At 70.5% G+C, this 14,899-nt stretch carries 15 protein-coding genes and 1 tRNA gene; 9 read left to right on the top strand and 7 right to left on the bottom strand.

Annotated elements, in window-relative coordinates:
• Positions 1–7: 7 nt before the first annotated feature.
• Both EY822_RS10490 and EY822_RS10485 read left to right on the top strand, forming a co-directional pair.
• Positions 8–1,099, top strand: coding sequence for an ABC transporter ATP-binding protein (locus EY822_RS10490; protein WP_150308212.1), 1,092 nt, complete (start codon positions 8–10; stop codon positions 1,097–1,099).
• Complete coding sequence (locus tag EY822_RS10485; protein ID WP_150308211.1) at positions 1,089–1,949, top strand: ABC transporter permease; 861 nt, start codon at positions 1,089–1,091, stop codon at positions 1,947–1,949. Before EY822_RS10490 ends, EY822_RS10485 begins: the two co-directional genes overlap by 11 nt.
• A gap of 48 nt (positions 1,950–1,997) precedes the next feature.
• Here EY822_RS10485 and EY822_RS10480 read toward each other — a convergent pair whose 3' ends face one another.
• Both EY822_RS10480 and mca read right to left on the bottom strand, forming a co-directional pair.
• Complete coding sequence (locus EY822_RS10480) at positions 1,998–2,333, bottom strand: hypothetical protein (RefSeq protein WP_150308210.1); 336 nt, start codon at positions 2,331–2,333, stop codon at positions 1,998–2,000.
• Positions 2,330–3,217, bottom strand: coding sequence for a mycothiol conjugate amidase Mca (mca, locus tag EY822_RS10475; RefSeq protein WP_227497202.1), 888 nt, complete (start codon positions 3,215–3,217; stop codon positions 2,330–2,332). Before mca ends, EY822_RS10480 begins: the two co-directional genes overlap by 4 nt.
• A gap of 123 nt (positions 3,218–3,340) precedes the next feature.
• Between mca and EY822_RS10470 the strand changes: the two genes are divergently transcribed.
• Both EY822_RS10470 and greA read left to right on the top strand, forming a co-directional pair.
• The gene (locus tag EY822_RS10470; protein ID WP_227497201.1) at positions 3,341–3,739 is read left to right on the top strand and encodes a DUF4307 domain-containing protein; all 399 of its coding nucleotides are present in this window, start codon (positions 3,341–3,343) and stop codon (positions 3,737–3,739) included.
• A 60-nt stretch (positions 3,740–3,799) separates the two neighbouring features.
• The gene (gene greA, locus EY822_RS10465) at positions 3,800–4,291 is read left to right on the top strand and encodes a transcription elongation factor GreA (protein WP_150308208.1); all 492 of its coding nucleotides are present in this window, start codon (positions 3,800–3,802) and stop codon (positions 4,289–4,291) included.
• Here the strand turns inward: greA and ilvA are convergent.
• Both ilvA and EY822_RS10455 read right to left on the bottom strand, forming a co-directional pair.
• Positions 4,288–5,514 carry a threonine ammonia-lyase gene (ilvA, locus tag EY822_RS10460; RefSeq protein ID WP_150308886.1) on the bottom strand — a complete coding sequence of 409 codons (1,227 nt, stop codon included), beginning with the start codon at positions 5,512–5,514 and terminating at the stop codon, positions 4,288–4,290. The two genes, greA and ilvA, sit on opposite strands and share 4 nt — an antisense overlap.
• A 49-nt stretch (positions 5,515–5,563) precedes the next feature.
• Positions 5,564–6,838, bottom strand: a complete 1,275-nt coding sequence (locus EY822_RS10455) for an AI-2E family transporter (protein WP_150308207.1) — start codon at positions 6,836–6,838, stop codon at positions 5,564–5,566.
• A 133-nt stretch (positions 6,839–6,971) separates the two neighbouring features.
• Between EY822_RS10455 and EY822_RS10450 the strand changes: the two genes are divergently transcribed.
• Together EY822_RS10450 and EY822_RS10445 are read left to right on the top strand one after the other, a co-directional pair.
• Complete coding sequence (locus EY822_RS10450; RefSeq protein ID WP_150308206.1) at positions 6,972–8,261, top strand: winged helix-turn-helix domain-containing protein; 1,290 nt, start codon at positions 6,972–6,974, stop codon at positions 8,259–8,261.
• Positions 8,258–9,184 (top strand): cation diffusion facilitator family transporter, encoded by a 927-nt coding sequence (locus EY822_RS10445; RefSeq protein WP_150308205.1) that lies wholly within the window; start codon positions 8,258–8,260, stop codon positions 9,182–9,184. The genes EY822_RS10450 and EY822_RS10445 overlap by 4 nt, the downstream gene beginning before the upstream one ends.
• A 37-nt stretch (positions 9,185–9,221) precedes the next feature.
• Here EY822_RS10445 and EY822_RS10440 read toward each other — a convergent pair whose 3' ends face one another.
• A complete protein-coding gene (locus EY822_RS10440; protein WP_150308204.1) occupies positions 9,222–9,788 on the bottom strand; it encodes a LemA family protein in 567 nt (188 codons plus the stop codon).
• A 188-nt stretch (positions 9,789–9,976) separates the two neighbouring features.
• Here EY822_RS10440 and EY822_RS10435 point away from each other — a divergent pair, with 188 nt between their 5' ends.
• The 3 genes from EY822_RS10435 to EY822_RS10425 all read left to right on the top strand — a co-directional run bounded on the left by EY822_RS10435 (position 9,977) and on the right by EY822_RS10425 (position 14,275).
• Positions 9,977–12,112, top strand: a complete 2,136-nt coding sequence (locus tag EY822_RS10435; protein ID WP_150308203.1) for a hypothetical protein — start codon at positions 9,977–9,979, stop codon at positions 12,110–12,112.
• A 277-nt stretch (positions 12,113–12,389) separates the two neighbouring features.
• Positions 12,390–13,820 (top strand): cell wall-binding repeat-containing protein, encoded by a 1,431-nt coding sequence (locus EY822_RS10430; RefSeq protein ID WP_150308202.1) that lies wholly within the window; start codon positions 12,390–12,392, stop codon positions 13,818–13,820.
• Between the two features lie 164 nt (positions 13,821–13,984).
• Positions 13,985–14,275, top strand: a complete 291-nt coding sequence (locus EY822_RS10425) for a hypothetical protein (RefSeq protein WP_150308201.1) — start codon at positions 13,985–13,987, stop codon at positions 14,273–14,275.
• Here EY822_RS10425 and EY822_RS10420 read toward each other — a convergent pair.
• The gene (locus EY822_RS10420) at positions 14,266–14,634 is read right to left on the bottom strand and encodes a hypothetical protein (RefSeq protein ID WP_150308200.1); all 369 of its coding nucleotides are present in this window, start codon (positions 14,632–14,634) and stop codon (positions 14,266–14,268) included. The two genes, EY822_RS10425 and EY822_RS10420, sit on opposite strands and share 10 nt — an antisense overlap.
• A gap of 161 nt (positions 14,635–14,795) precedes the next feature.
• A tRNA-Leu gene (locus EY822_RS10415) sits at positions 14,796–14,869 on the bottom strand.
• Positions 14,870–14,899: the final 30 nt, after the last annotated feature.

Raw genomic sequence — 14,899 nt, 5'->3', positions numbered from 1 at the left:
TGAGCTGATGCCGGCACCCGCGGCATCCGCGCACGCCGACGAGCCCAAGGCCGCCGCCGGCACGCTGGCAATCGAGACCCGCGGTCTCACCAAGTCGTTCGGGCACGCCACAGTGGTGCGGGATCTCTCGCTGGCCGTGCCTCGCGGATCGGTGTTCGGCTTCCTCGGACCCAACGGGTCGGGCAAGACCACCACGATCCGCATGCTGCTCGGTCTCGCCTCGCCCAGCGGGGGTGACATCCGGATGCTCGACGCGCCCATGCCCGACGCCGGGCGTTCCGTCCTCCCCCGGGTGGGCGCGCTCGTGGAGGGACCGGCGTTCTACCCCTTCCTGTCGGGTCGGGCGAATCTCCTCCGCTTCGATTCCGGCGACCGGCACGCCGACCCCGCCACCCGGTCCAGGCGCGTGGACGCCGCTCTCGACCGGGTGGGACTCACCGCCGCGGCAGGGAAGAAGGCGCACGCGTACTCGCTGGGCATGAAACAGCGACTCGGCATCGCCAACGCCCTGCTCACGCCGCGCGATCTCCTCATCCTCGACGAACCCAGCAACGGCCTCGACCCGCAGGGAACCCGCGAGGTGCGCGGCCTCATCCGCTCCTTCGCCGACGAGGGAACCACCGTGTTCGTCTCGAGCCACCTGCTCGCCGAGGTGGAGCAGATGTGCACCCACATCGCGGTGATGAGCGCGGGCAACCTCGTGACTCAGGGCACGCTCGACGAGCTGCGCGCGTCGGGGTCGATGCGCGTTCGCGTGCACACGCCCGACCCCGGTGAGGCCCGCGCGGTGCTGAGCCGACTCGGCCTCTCCCCCGACGCCGACGAGCGCCCGGATGCGGCGGTCGCCGTGGCCCGCCCCGCTGCTGCTTCGGCCACCGCCGTGGCCTATCCCGGTGCTGCCTCCGCCGCCGTGGCCTCGGCCAGCCATCGCGACACCGTGGTGACGGCCGACCTCCCGGCCACCGCACCACCGCCCGAGGACATCTCCCGCGCGCTCGTCACCGCGGGCGTTCGGGTGCGCGGCTTCAGCGTCGACGGTGCGAGCCTCGAGGAACGCTTCGTCGCACTCACCGGGGAGGGGTTCGACGTTGCCCAGTGATCCGTCGCGAGCGTCCGCGCCCGCGATCCGCACGAGCGGACTCGGTCTCTTCGCCTCCGAGGTGCGGGTGCTCTTCGCCCGACGACGCACCTGGGCCCTGCTCGCCGCGCTCGCTGCCGTGCCCGTGCTCATCGCGATCGCTATCCGGTTGTCGTCCGACGGTGACGCCCGTGGCGGTGGCCCGCCGTTCCTCGGCAGCATCACTCAGAACGGCCTGTTCGTCGCGTTGACCGGCCTCGCGGTCTCCATCCCCCTGTTCCTGCCGCTCACCATCGGGGTGGTCGCGGGCGACACCATCGCCGGCGAGGCGAACCTCGGCACTCTCCGCTACCTCCTCGTCGCCCCCGTCGCCCGGGTGCGGCTCCTGATTGTGAAGTTCGCCGTCGCGGCCCTGTTCTGTTTCGCCGCCACCCTCACGATCGTGCTGGCGGGAACGGCGATCGGGGCCGCGCTGTTCCCCGTGGGCCCGGTGCCCCTGCTGTCCGGCGACACCATCGGTGTCGGTGAGTACGCCCTGCGCGCGTTGCTGCTCGCCGCGTACGTGGCGGTGTCCCTCCTCGGGCTGAGCGCGGTGGGCCTGTTCATCTCCACCCTGACGACCGTGCCGGTGGGCGCCATGGCGGCCACGATCGTGCTTGCCGCCGTGTCGCAGATCCTGGGTGCCCTGCCGCAACTGGAGTGGTTGCACCCGTGGCTGTTCAGCCACCACTGGTTCGGCTTCGCCGACCTGATGCGCCAGCCGATTTCATTCGGCACGTTCGGCGACAACGCCCTCCTGCAGCTGGGCTACATCGCCGTATTCGGCGCACTCGCCTACGGCCGCTTCGCCACCAAGGACATCCTGAGCTGACCGGCGTTCGTTCCGAGCTACCGGCCTGCCGGCGAACCCGGCCCGTGGTCAGGAGCCGGGTGGTCGCTCCGGGCGCGAATCGGTTCCGTCGATCGCCCCGCCGCTTCCGGGTTCCGGTCGGGTCTCCCCGCCCGCGGCCCGCTGCTCCTCCTCGAGCTGCGCCCGGATGTCCTCGCGGTAGCGGGTGCGCCGCACGCGGCGCACCATGTCCACCATCAGGAGCACCGCCACCAAGGCGACACCGAAGGTGATGAGGAAGCCGGCGACTCCGGGCGACACCGTGTTCGTGTCGAAGTCGGGTGCCGGCGTGGGCGTCGCGGCGAGCGCGAGCAGGGCGGCATCCAGCGCCGAAGCGACGGCGCTCCCGGCGAAGGCCGCGATCATCGGCCGGCCTCATCATCGGGGATGCCGGCGAACAGGTCGTCCTCCGGCGTTCCCGCGGTGATACCGGCGGGAACGCGGGATTCCACGAGCCGGTAATCCTCGAAGGGCCAGGCGGCCCGCTGCACGTCGTTGGGCCAGAAGAAGAACGAGCTGTCGGGCGACACCTGGCTGGCGTGGGCCCGCAGCGCGCGATCGCGGTGCTCGAAGTACTCGCCCGCCGGGACGCGGGTCGTCGCATCGGCCGGACGGTCGCGCATCCACGTGTTCATCTCGGCCAGCTGGTCGAGCACCGTCTGCGGCGGGTTCGTGGCGAGGAACGCGTCGTAGATGGCGGAGACCCGGTCGGCGTTGAAGATGCGGTCGTAGTACAGCTTGGCGATCGTCCACGGTTCGCCGAGGTCCGGATACTTCTCCATGTTGGCCGACTCGCGCCAGGCCTCCATCGCCACCTGATGGGCGCGGATGTGGTCGGGGTGCGGGTAACCGCCGTTCTCGTCGTAGCTCAGCAGCACGTGCGGACGGAAGGACCGCACGATCCGGATGAGCGGGGCGGAGGAGATGTGGAGCGGAATCGCGGCGAACGAGTTCGGGTCGACCGACTCCTCCTCGCCGGGCATCCCGGAGTCCGCATAACCGAGCCAGCGGTGCGAGAACCCGATCTCGGCCTGCGCGCGAGCGAGCTCGAGACGGCGGAGCCCGGGCAGATCCCGCTCGGCCATGGCGCGCGATTCCAGCGATTCGTTGAGGATGCTGCCCGCCTCGCCGCCGGTGCAGCTCACGATCATCGTCTCGGCGCCACGGTCGCGGTAGTAGGCGTACGTCGCGGCCCCCTTGCTCGACTCGTCGTCGGGATGGGCGTGCACGGCCAGCAGTCGCAGCGTCACAAAACTCCTAGGGAAAGCGAATAACCTGTACATCAAGAGTAGTAGGTGGCGGCGCGGGGAATCCGCGGAACGGGCCGCCGCGGATCGGGTGCCCGCTCACCGCACGCGGGCGGGAGGAGACGCGTGTCGAACGAGAACCTCGACGCCCGTTACGGCCGTACCGCCCGCACCGGCGCCCGGCAGCGGGCCATCCTGATCACGGCCGGAATCACGTTCGCCGTGGTGCTCGGCGCCTGGCTCATCTTCGCCACCCTCGACACCAGCCGGTCGAACATCCAGACCCGCAACATCGGGTACACGTTGCACGACGAGCACAACGTGGACGTCACGTACGAGCTGTCCGTGCCGGTCGGCACGGCCACCTACTGCGCGGTGCAGGCGCTCAGCGAGCAATTCGGTGTGGTGGGGTGGAAGATCGTCGAGGTGCCACCGGGCGACGCGTTCACCCGGCAGTTCACGGAGCCTCTTCGCACCCTCGACACCGCCGTGACAGGCTTGATCTACTCCTGCTGGCCCGCGTAGGCTGAAGGATTCGCCTCGACGGTACCGTCGAGGCGCTCATGCGTATCCGAGGAGTTCACTTTGTCACAGGAAACATCCGTCACCTGGTTGACCCGGGAGGCGTTCGACCGTCTTACCGCGGAACTCGAACACCTGAGCGTCGCCGGTCGTGAAGAGATCGCGAAGAAGATCGAGATCGCGCGCGACGAGGGCGACCTGAAGGAGAACGGCGGCTACCACGCGGCGAAGGAGGAGCAGGGCAAGATCGAGGCACGCATCCGCGTGCTCACCCACCTGCTGCGCCACTCGCAGGTCGGCGAGGCCCCCGAGAGCCACGGTGTCGTGGAGCCGGGAACCGTGGTCACCGCGACCATCGCCGGGGACTCCACCAAGTTCCTCATCGGCAACCGGGAGATCGCGGGCGACAGCGACCTCGACGTCTACAGCGAGGGGAGCCCGCTCGGTACCGCGATCCTCGGCCTCAAGATCGGCGACTCGATCAGCTACCGCGCCCCGAACGGCCGCGACATCCCGGTCGAGATCACGGGCGTCGAGACCTACGTCCCCCGCTAGTCGACGGCGGTGCGGGGTTCGTAGCCCGCCTCGCGCAGCTTCTCGATGACGAAGGCGCTGTGCTCCGGCCCGCGAGTCTCCACACTCACCTCGAGCTCCACGTCGCTGATCTGCAGTCCCCGGCCGTGCCGCGTGTGCAGCACCTCGACCACGTTGGCATTGGCCTCGCTGATGATCTGCGAGGTCCGCGCCAACTGACCGGGGCGATCCGGCAGCATCACCCGCAGCTTCAGGTAGCGGTCGGATGCCGCGAGTCCGCGGGCGATGACGCGCTCCATCATGAGCGGGTCGATGTTCCCCCCGCTCAGGATGGCGACCGTGCGTCCGGCGTTCGTCACCTTGCCCGAGAGGATCGCGGCGACGGCCACGGCGCCGGCGGGCTCGACCACGAGCTTCGCCCGCTCGAGCAGCACGAGCAGCGCCCGTGCCGTGTCGTCGTCGCTCACGGTGACGACCTCGTCGACCATGTCCTTGATGATCGCGAAGTTCAGCATGCCCGGCTTGCTCACGGCGATGCCGTCGGCGATGGTGGCGGTGATCGGCACCTCCATCGGCACACCGGCGGACAGCGAGGGCGGGTACGCGGCGGCGTTCGCCGCCTGCACGCCGATCACCCGGATGGAACGCCCGTCGCGCGCGGCGCTCTGCTTCAGCGCGCTGGCGACTCCGGAGATGAGTCCGCCGCCGCCGATGGGCACGATCACGGTGTCGATATCGGCGACCTGATCGAGGATCTCGAGGCCGAGCGTTCCCTGACCCGCCACGACGTCCTCGTGGTCGAACGGCGGGATCAGCACCGCTCCGGTGGCCTCGGCGAACTCGGCGGCGGCCTGCAGAGGCTCCGCGACGGTGTGGCCGCGCAGCACGACGTCGGCGCCGTAGTTCCGGGTCGCCTGGAGCTTCGGCAGCGCCACCCCCACGGGCATGAAGATGGTGGCCGTGATGCCGAGCTCCCGGGCGGCGAACGCGACCCCCTGCGCGTGGTTCCCCGCCGAGGCGGCGACCACGCCGCGGGCCTTCTCCTCGTCGGTGAGCTTCGAGATGCGGTTGTACGCGCCGCGGATCTTGTACGAGCCGGTGCGCTGCAGGTTCTCGCACTTGAGGTAGACGGGGGAACCCAGCACCTCGGCGAGGAAGCGGGAACTCTCCATCGGCGTCACGTCGGCCACCCGCGACACGACGGCACGGGCGGTCTCGATGGTGGCGAGACTCGGGCCGACCACCGGCGTGCGCGGAGCGGAGGAGTCATCGACGCGGTCAACGAGCGGGGTGTCAGTCAACGGTCTGGTCCTTTGTACGGAGGAATGGGCGGGCGCGGGATCGGGTCGGGCGACCCTCCGCGGCGAGGGTACCCGCGGGTACCGCGATCGCGGGGGTCGGGGGCGGGTCGGTCTTCCAGGTGCCCCGAGCGACGTAGTGGATCATGGAATTCGCGGTCGCGACCACCGGCACGGCGAAGAAGGCCCCGGCGATCCCGCCCACGAAGCTGCCGGACGCCACCGCGAGCACCACGGCGAGGGGGTGCACCTTGACGGCGGTGCCCATGATGAGCGGCTGGAGGATGTGCCCCTCGATCTGCTGCACGAGGAGCACGATGCCGAGGATCACGAGGGCGATCACGGGCCCGTTGTAGACGAGGGCGATGAACACGGCGAGCGCGCCCGTGATGACCGCGCCGACGATGGGGATGAAGGAGCCGAGGAACACGAGCACACCGATCGGGATGGCGAGCGGGACCCCGAAGAGGGCGGCTCCGCCGGCGATGCCGATGGCGTCGATGAGCGCCACCAGGATCTGCACCTTCACGAAGTTCTGCAGCGTGGTCCAGCCGGCCACGCCCGCACCGTGCACCGCGGCGCGGGCGCTGCGCGGGAACAGGCGCACGAGCCACGCCCAGATGCTTCGGCCATCGATCAGGATGAACAGGCTGGTGAAGATGATGAGGAGCACACCCGCGACCACGTGACCGAGCGAGAGACCCACCGAGAGGGCTCCGTTCACGAGCGTGCCGGAGTCCTGCCGCACCGAGTCCAGCAGCTGCGACAGGAAGGTGCTGATGTCCGCCTCGCTGATCTCGAACGGCGAGTCGAGGAGATAGGTCGTGAAGTTGTCGTACGCCTCGTAGCTCTGGTCGCGGATGGCGCTGTACTGGCCGAGGATCTGGGTGATGACGAGGTACACCAGCCCCGCCACGGCCGTGATCACGCCGAGCTCCGCCGTCGCGATCGCGAGGACCCGGGGCCAGCGATGCCGCTGCAGCCAGTTCGACACGGGCACGAGCAGCGCGCTGACGATGATCGCGATGAAGAGCGGGATGACCACGAGCCGCAGTTGGATCACCACGAAGACGAGAACCGCAGCGACCGCCACCAGCACGAGGATGCGCCACGCCCAGGCTCCGGCGAGAAGCATGCCGGGCGGCACGGTGCCGGCAGCAGCAGGGGCGGGAGCAGCCTCCTCCCGGGTCGGAGTCGGCGAGGCATCCGACGCGGCCGGGGCCGGTCGATCGGGGGCCGTTTTACCGGCCCGGCGACTGCCGAAGATCATCCCGTCAGTCTATGGCGGGCGACCCGGTATCCCGGGGCGGCTCGTGCGGTCACGGGGTCCGGCGGGCTTACCGACAGATGACCCGGTCGGGGCGGGAACCGCTCCCGTCGGTGGTGGCGGATAGGGTCGAGCCGTGGTGCAGAACATTCCTCCCGCGCTCGCGAGACGGGTGGCCCTCGCGGCCCAGGGGTTCGGTCGGCCCCGGCCGGTCACGGTGGGCGGCCGGGCCTTCTCGGCCCTGTTCGACCGCATCCACCTGCTGCAGCTCGACTCGGTGAACGTCTTCGAGCGCAGTCACTACCTCCCCGTGCTCGCCCGCCTGGGCGCATACGACCGTGCCGCGCTCGACCGCCTCATGTTCCGCCCCAACTCGGGCTACATCGAGTACTGGGCCCACGAGGCCGCCGTGCTGCCGGTCGACGACTGGCCGCTCTTCCGCTGGCGGATGGCGGATCGTCGTCGCCGGTACACGGATGCGCCCGGCGGGTGGGTGCAGGCCAACGGCCCGATGCTCGACTGGCTGCGCGCGGAGCTGGCCGAGAACGGCCCGCTTCCCGCGAGTCGCATCGAGCACGACTCGAACCGGCGCTCCGGCAGCTGGTGGGGCTGGTCCGACGTCAAGCGCGGACTGGAGATGCTGTTCGGGTGGGGCGAGGTGGTGAGCGCCGGTCGCACCCGCTTCGAGCGCAGCTACGGACTGGCCGAGCACGTACTCCCCCCGCACGTGTTCGACCGTGAGATCCCCCGGGACGACGCGATCCGGGAGTTGGTGCGCCGGTCGGTGGCCGCTCATGGGATCGGTACCCTGAGCGACTTCGCCGACTACTACCGACTGCCGTCGGCGGCGACGAAGGCCGCCATTCGCGACCTCGAGGACGCGGGTGAGGTGCTGCCCGTGCGGGTGGCGGGCTGGGACCGCAACGGCGTACCGGAGCGGGCCTGGCTGCACCGCGACGCCCGACGGCCCCGGCGCATGGACGCGGCGGCTCTGCTCTCCCCCTTCGACCCCGTGGTGTGGCGCCGGGAACGGGCCGAGCGCATGTTCGACTTCCACTACCGGATCGAGATCTACACTCCGCAACCGAAACGCGTGTTCGGCTACTACGTGCTGCCGGTGCTGCTGGACGACCGGATCGTGGGTCGGATCGACCTGAAGAGCGACCGGCAGGCCGGTGTGCTGCGGGTGCAGTCGGCGTGGACGGAGGAGTCCGTCGCGCCGGGATCCGTCGCCGACCGCGTCGCGGTCCTCGTCCGCGAGGCGGCTGCCTGGCAGGGGCTCGACGACGTGGCCGTCGTCGATCGGGGCACCCTCGCCGCGGAGCTGGCCCGTGCGCTCGGCACGCGCCTTCTCGACGGCGAACGGGCGGATGCTCCGCCGATCGACGCCTCGTCGGCGGGCGCCCCGCCGGAGTCGACCCCGTGACCGGGCCGCACTCGCACAGCCACGCGCACGCGGCCGACGGGGCGCCCCGCCGCCGTCTCGCCATCGCCTTCGGCATCACCGCCGGGGTGATGGTGGTCCAGTTCATCGGTGCGGCCCTCACCGGGAGTCTCGCCCTGCTGATGGACGCGGCGCACATGCTCACGGATGCGGGCGGCCTCTTCGTCGCCCTGCTGGCCGCATCGCTGGCCACCCGACCCACGACCTCGCGGCGCACCTGGGGGTACGGCCGGGCCGAGATCCTGGCCGCCACCGCCCAGGCCGCGGTGCTGCTCGCCGTGGGACTGTTCGTGCTCATCGAGGGCATCGAACGCCTGGTCGTTCCCGCCCAAGTGCCCTCGACCGAACTCCTCGCCTTCGGCATCCTCGGTCTGCTCGGCAGTGCGGCATCGATCGTCGTGCTGGCCACCAGCCGGTCGACGAACATGAACCTGCGGGCCGCGTTCCTCGAAGTGGTGTACGACGCCCTCGGCTCGGTCGCCGTCATCGTCGCGGCGGTCGTGATCGCCACCACCGGCTGGACCGGGGCCGACGCCGTCGCCGCCATCCTGATCGGCGCACTCATCCTCCCCCGCGCCCTCATGCTGCTGAGGGAGACGGTGGAGGTGCTGCTCGAGTCGACTCCCCGGGGGCTCGACCTCGACTCGGTGCGCGCCCACATCCTTGACCTCGACCGGGTGCGCGACGTGCACGACCTGCACGCCAGCACCATCGCGACGGGCCTGCCGGTGCTCACCGCCCACGTCGTGGTCGACGACGCGTGCTTCGCCGACGGATCGACCCCCGCGTTGCTCGACGAGCTGCAGGCGTGCGTTGCCCTGCACTTCCACGTGAGCGTGCAGCACTCCACGTTCCAGCTGGAGCCGGCGAGCCATGCCGACCACGAGGACGCGCGGCACGCCTGAGATCGGGGACGAACGACGCGCTAGTGCGGCACCCGCGTCAGAACTGCACGCGCGGCGGCTCCGAGATGGCCGCGAGGTTCGACACCTCGAAGAACTCCCGCTCGGAGAAGCCGAGATTGCGCACGAACATCGTGTTGGGGAAGACCTTGACCTTGGTGTTCAACTCGCGCACACCACCGTTGTAGAACCTGCGGGACGCCTGGATCTTGTCCTCGGTGTCCACGAGCTCGCCCTGCAGCTGCAGGAAGTTCTGGCTGGCCTGGAGCTGCGGATACGCCTCCGCCACCGCGAAGAGGCTCTTGAGCGCGCCCTGCATGTGGTTCTCGGCGGCGGACGCCTCGGCCGGGGATGCGGCATTGACCGTCTCGGCGCGCGCGCGCGTCACCGACTCGAACACTCCCCGCTCATGAGCGGCATAGCCCCGCACGCTGTCGATGATGTTCGGGAGCAGATCCGCGCGGCGCTTGAGCTGCACGGTGATGTCGCTCCACGCCTCGTCCACTCGCACATTGAGGGTCACGAGGGAGTTGTACGTGGCCCAGAGGTAGATCCCCACGATCGCGGCAAGGACGACGACGACGATGACGGCGATCAGGATTTCCATAGTGGATCACTATAACGGCGCTAGGTGGCGGTTCCCCGGGAGGTCGACGCCCGCACCGTCGGCGGGAATTTTCGATGAATAACGGGGCGCCACGCGGGGCGACCGTTGACATCGCTCCCGATATCACCGTTACTGAAGGGAGGGTGGGGAATCTTCTACGACACAGCATGTCGCGCTGGGCTACACGTATGGTCGAGGGCGGTGATCGGCGCGCGCCCGGCACCCGTCGACGACTCGCCGTCGCGGCCATCGCGCTCGCGCTGACCCTGCCGCCCGCCGGGGTCGCCGCGGCCGCGACTCCGGAACCCACCCCTGCCGACCGGGTGGCGGCCGCCCCGACGCTCGACGTGCCGCCCCCCGAGACGGTGAAGGACGGCAGACTCGAGTTCACCGGCACCAAGGCGGCGGGCACCGACGTGCAGATCATCGTCCGCGACGACGCGACCCCGTACTGCCAGACCGGTGCCCCGCAGCGCCGGGCGATGCAGTGGGCCTGCACCGCGGTGAGCCTGCCGAGCGGCCAGGCCGTTCCCGTGGTCGCGCGCACCTCCGGAACGTCCGCGTCGTCCGCGTCGTCCGAGGCGCGCACCGTCGACGTCCTGAATCCCCCGACCGTGCGCGCTGCCCCGTCGGGAGTGGTGTCCGGCACCTCCCACCCGGGTGCGACCGTGACGGTGACCTCCACGACCGGCTCGCGGTGCGCCGTCATTCCGTTCACGGAGACGACCTGGAGCTGCGTGCTGAACCCGGTGCCGGCGAGTGGACCGGACGAGGTCCGTGCCACGCAGGAGACCGAGTGGAGCGACGGACCCTCACTGGCCGCCTCGGTCAGCGTCGTCATCGACAGCACCCCGCCTGCGGCTCCCACCATCTCCACGCCGCGCCCCGACGCGCGCGTACCCCTCACGGGCACCACCTACTCGGGCAGCGGGGAGTCCGGCGCCACGGTCGACGTGTACCAGAGTGTCGTACCGGTCTGCTCGGCCCTGGTTCGGAACGGGGCCTGGTCGTGCGACGGTGCGGGTCTGAAACCGGGCGCCAACCGCATCACCGCGCTGCAGCGGGATGCCGCCGGCAACGTCGGCCCGTGGGCCGAGGTGACCGTCGACGCGTTCCAGCCGACCGCCGCTCCGACCCCGGTGCCCAGCGCACCCGCCGAGGCGGGTGCACCTCCCGGACCGACGGCGACCGAGGGGCCGTCCCCCGGTTCCGTGCCCGACCCCGACACGACCACGCCGGCGCGACCCGCCGAACCCGCGGAACCGAGAAACTCCCCCTCCACCGAAGCCCCGACCGAGCCGGAGGACGCTGCCGCGGCGCCGCCCTCCGCCGGGCCGCCGTCGTCGGGAATCCCCGGTGTCCCGCCGGGGAGCACCACCGGGTGGAGCGCGCCGAGCGTGTACGGCTCGGCCCTCGCCCCACTCCCGACGGCGTTCGTCGACCTGCGTTGGCTGACCTCGCTCGGCGTCGCGCTGGGCATCCTGCTCCTCATCGTGATGCCGGCGATCCTGCTCCGTTCCGCGCTCGGCGACCGGGTGTCCGCCCGCCGCGCGCGCGTGACCGGCCGGAACCGGGCCTCGACCGATGCGGCTGACGGACCCGTGAATCGGTGGGTCGTCGCGGGCGTCTGCCTCATCGGTGCGGCCGGTCTCGTCGCCGTGTCGTTGCGGGTGGAAGCGCAGGAGAACTTCCTGCGACTGCTCCTCGCCACGACGCTGGGGCTCGCCGTGGTGAACGGTGTGGGCGTCGTCGCCATGGCCCACGGCTTCCGGCGCTTCCGCGGCACCGTCGTGCACGTGCGGATCGCTCCCGCGATGCTGCTGCTGACGGCCGCCGCCGCACTGCTCTCCCGCGTCGCCGGTCTCGTTCCGCCCCTCATCGTCGGCCAGATGCTCGGCCTCCGGTACGCGGAAGAACAGGAGTCGGAACGCACCCGGGTGGCGCTCGTCTCCGCGGGGACCCTGACGGTGCTGAGCGTGGCGTCCTGGGGCCTGTACAGCGCGTCCCGCGCGGGCAGCGGCTTCTGGACGGCGTTCTCGGGCGAGCTACTCTCCACCATCACCCTCGCGGGCCTCGCATCCGCCGTCGTGGCGTTGCTCCCGCTCGGTCGGCCCCTCGGCCGGTCGCTGGCGCGCGGAATCAACCCGGCACGCCTCGTCGGCAGCGTCGTCGTGCTGACCATCGGATCCGCCGCGCTCGCGTCGGCCACCGGCGCCGAGGGTGCGGCCACCATCGTGCCGCTCACCGTCTCGGCCGTCGGTTTCGCCGCGGTGTGCGTGTCCGTGTGGGTGTGGATGCGGTACGTGGAGCCGCACCGGCAGTAACTCGCGCGTGTGCCCCCGAACTGGGGCGAGTGAGTTTTCGTGTCCATTCTGTAACATTGCAATCGCACAACGTTTCACGAGCAGTCGGCGACGATGATCTCCGACCTGGACGCGGAACTCGAGATCGCGCCGCCGGGCTCCGGTGACGCGACTCGATCCGCTCCGCTCGGATGCGCGTGCCGCATGTGTAGAAACCGGAAGAGTCCGCCGCCGTGGGGGGGGCGCTCGGTCGCTCTGTTCGTGCGCAGTCTGCCGTGATCAATCAAGGAGAACACCCATGCGCACGAGTACCAGGAACACGATCGCGAGCGCACTCGCGGCCATGCTGATCCTGATCACCGGAGTCGGTACGGCGCAGGCCGCTCCGACCCCACCGGCCGTCGACCGTGTCGCCGGCTCCGACCGCTACGAGGGCGCCGCGAAGATCTCGCAACGGGCCTACCCGAACGGGGCGCGGGTCGTCTACGTCGCCACCGGATCGAACTACCCCGACGCGCTCTCGGCCGGGGCCGCCGCCGCGAAGGAGGGCGGCCCGCTGCTGCTCACCGACAAGTGGTACGTGACGGGCGCGGTGCGGGACGAGATCGCCCGCCTGAAGCCGGCCAAGATCGTGGTCGTCGGCGGCACCGGGTCGATCGCCGACAAGGCGGTCGACCAGCTGAGGGCACTCCAGCCCAACACCGTCCGCGTCGCCGGAGCGAACCGCTTCGAGTCGTCCCGCGCGGTGGTGGACCACGCGTTCGGCGCATCCGGCTCGTCGACCGCCTACATCACCACCGGCGGCGACTTCCCCGACGCCCTCAGCGCCGGAGGTACCGCGGGCCTCCGCGGCGCTCCCGTGCTCCTCGTGAACGGTGGAGCGGACTCGGTCGATGCCGCCACGATCGCCCTGCTCAAGAAGCTCCGCGTGAACAACGTGAAGATCGTCGGTGGCCCGAACTCGGTCAGCGCCTCCATCGAGAAGCACCTGGCGCAGAGCTTCTCCGTCGGCCGGCTGGCCGGAACCAACCGCTTCGAGACCTCCGTGGCGGTCAACCGCGACGCGTTCTCCTCGGCCGACCGGGTACTGCTCGCGACCGGTATGAACTTCCCGGATGCGCTCGCCGGATCCTCCTGGGCCGGCGGGAGCGACACACCGCTCTACGTCGTGCAGACCGAGTGCGTACCGAGCTCCGTGCTCGCCGACATCGTGCGCCTGAACGCCACGAAGGTGACCCTGCTGGGCGGCACCGTCTCGCTGAGCACCTCCGTCGAGGCGCTGCTGCCCTGCTCCGATCTCCCCACCCTGCCGGTGTCGGTGGCGACCGCGGAGTACATCTACCCGATGCTCACCCGCCGCGTCTCCGACGACTTCCATGATCACAAGGCCCGCGCCAGCGTGAACCCCGGCACCGACTACCCCTCTCCGGTGGGAGCGGACATCGTCGCCGTCAAGGCAGGCAAGGTCATCTACGTCCAGCACACGTTCGGCGGTTCGGGCGGCCGCATGGTCTTCATCGACCACGGCGACTCTTCCCGCACCGAGTACCTCCACATGTCCCGAGTGGATGTGGCGGCCGGACAGCAGGTGGCGCAGGGCCAGCGCCTCGGCCTCTCCGGCGCCTCGGCCTACGGGTCGGAGTACGGTTCGGGACGTCACCTGCACCTCAGCCTCAAGATCCGGGGCGTGAACGTCGACTTCGAGAAGTACGTGGGCATCGTCCGCTGACGCTCGTCGGGCCGAAGGGCCGGTGCGGTCGACCGAGTGGTCGCGGCACCGGCCTTCGTCGCGTTCCCGCTGCGGGCCGCAGCCTGACCCCTGCCGTCTGTCGGTGGGTCGCCGCTACGATGAACGTGCAGTGGCCGGACTGCTCCGGAAAGATGGGAGCACCCGTGTCATGGCAACCACCCTGGCCCCCGATCCGCATCGGCGAGAGCGAGTGGATCATCATGCGCGACAGCAGCCGGGAACCTGTCGCCGTCATCCGTCACCTGCAGCTGGGGCCCCGACGGCAGTGGTTCTACCGCGTGGTCACGTGGGCGGCCACCTCGGAGCGGCGCGAGCTCATCGGCTACTACCCCACGTTGGAAGAGGCGGACCGGTCGGTCAAGTTCCAGCCCACGGCTCTGGCATCTCGCACCGGACCGCCGAACGGGCGTGGCGCGCGGCACAGCTATTCGTGAGCGGCGTCGGCATCCGCGTCCTTCTCGGCGAGCAGCGCCTCGATGCCGCTCGCCTCGAGTCGATGCCCCGCCGCGACGAAGGCAGCGTCCACCGGCGGCGGGCTGATCGAGGCCAGCGCCTCCTCGGCGCGGTCGGCGTTCTGCTGGTACCGGTCCCGTTCGGCCTGCGACTCGGCGCCGTCGACGGCACGGACGGAGGCGGTGATCCCGTCGCGGAGCGCCTCACGGGCTCGCTCCAGTTCCGAGGGCAGAATGTCGTCGAGTGCACTGCCGCGGATCTCGACCAGTTCCGCCTGCCGTAGCAGGCCGTCCCGCCGGGCCTCGAGTTCTTCGCGCGAGCCGTCGTCGACCGCATCCATCGCGTTCCTCTCCTTCCCGGTGGTGCAGCACGCCGCACCGTATGAAGAGAACCGTATGCCCTCGTCGGTCGAAATGAGGACACGACGCGTACCCCAGAACGGGGATCTTCAACCGGACGGGCGAGCGCGACGAGGCGGCGGCAGCGGCGGCAGGATCGCGGTACCCCCGGTGGGGTTCGAACCCACACTGGGACGATTTTAAGTCGTCTGCCTCTGCCGGTTGGGCTACGGGGGCGCCGACGCGGGCGGGCGCGGCTCCGACCAG

This window comes from Planctomonas psychrotolerans (genome assembly GCF_008642235.1).
GTDB classification, from domain to species: Bacteria; Actinomycetota; Actinomycetes; order Actinomycetales; family Microbacteriaceae; genus Planctomonas; species Planctomonas psychrotolerans.
This window is presented reverse-complemented; position numbering and strand designations above follow the sequence as displayed.

Excerpts from the sequence above, each read along its gene's own strand:
- EY822_RS10490 (WP_150308212.1), top strand. The coding sequence starts at position 8 with ATGCCGGCACCCGCGGCATCCGCGCACGCCGACGAGCCCAAGGCCGCC.
- EY822_RS10430 (WP_150308202.1), top strand. The coding sequence starts at position 12,390 with ATGCGCACGAGTACCAGGAACACGATCGCGAGCGCACTCGCGGCCATG.
- EY822_RS10420 (WP_150308200.1), bottom strand. The coding sequence starts at position 14,634 with ATGGATGCGGTCGACGACGGCTCGCGCGAAGAACTCGAGGCCCGGCGG.
- EY822_RS10440 (WP_150308204.1), bottom strand. The coding sequence starts at position 9,788 with ATGGAAATCCTGATCGCCGTCATCGTCGTCGTCGTCCTTGCCGCGATC.
- EY822_RS10455 (WP_150308207.1), bottom strand. The coding sequence starts at position 6,838 with ATGATCTTCGGCAGTCGCCGGGCCGGTAAAACGGCCCCCGATCGACCG.
- EY822_RS10480 (WP_150308210.1), bottom strand. The coding sequence starts at position 2,333 with ATGATCGCGGCCTTCGCCGGGAGCGCCGTCGCTTCGGCGCTGGATGCC.
- EY822_RS10435 (WP_150308203.1), top strand. The coding sequence starts at position 9,977 with ATGGTCGAGGGCGGTGATCGGCGCGCGCCCGGCACCCGTCGACGACTC.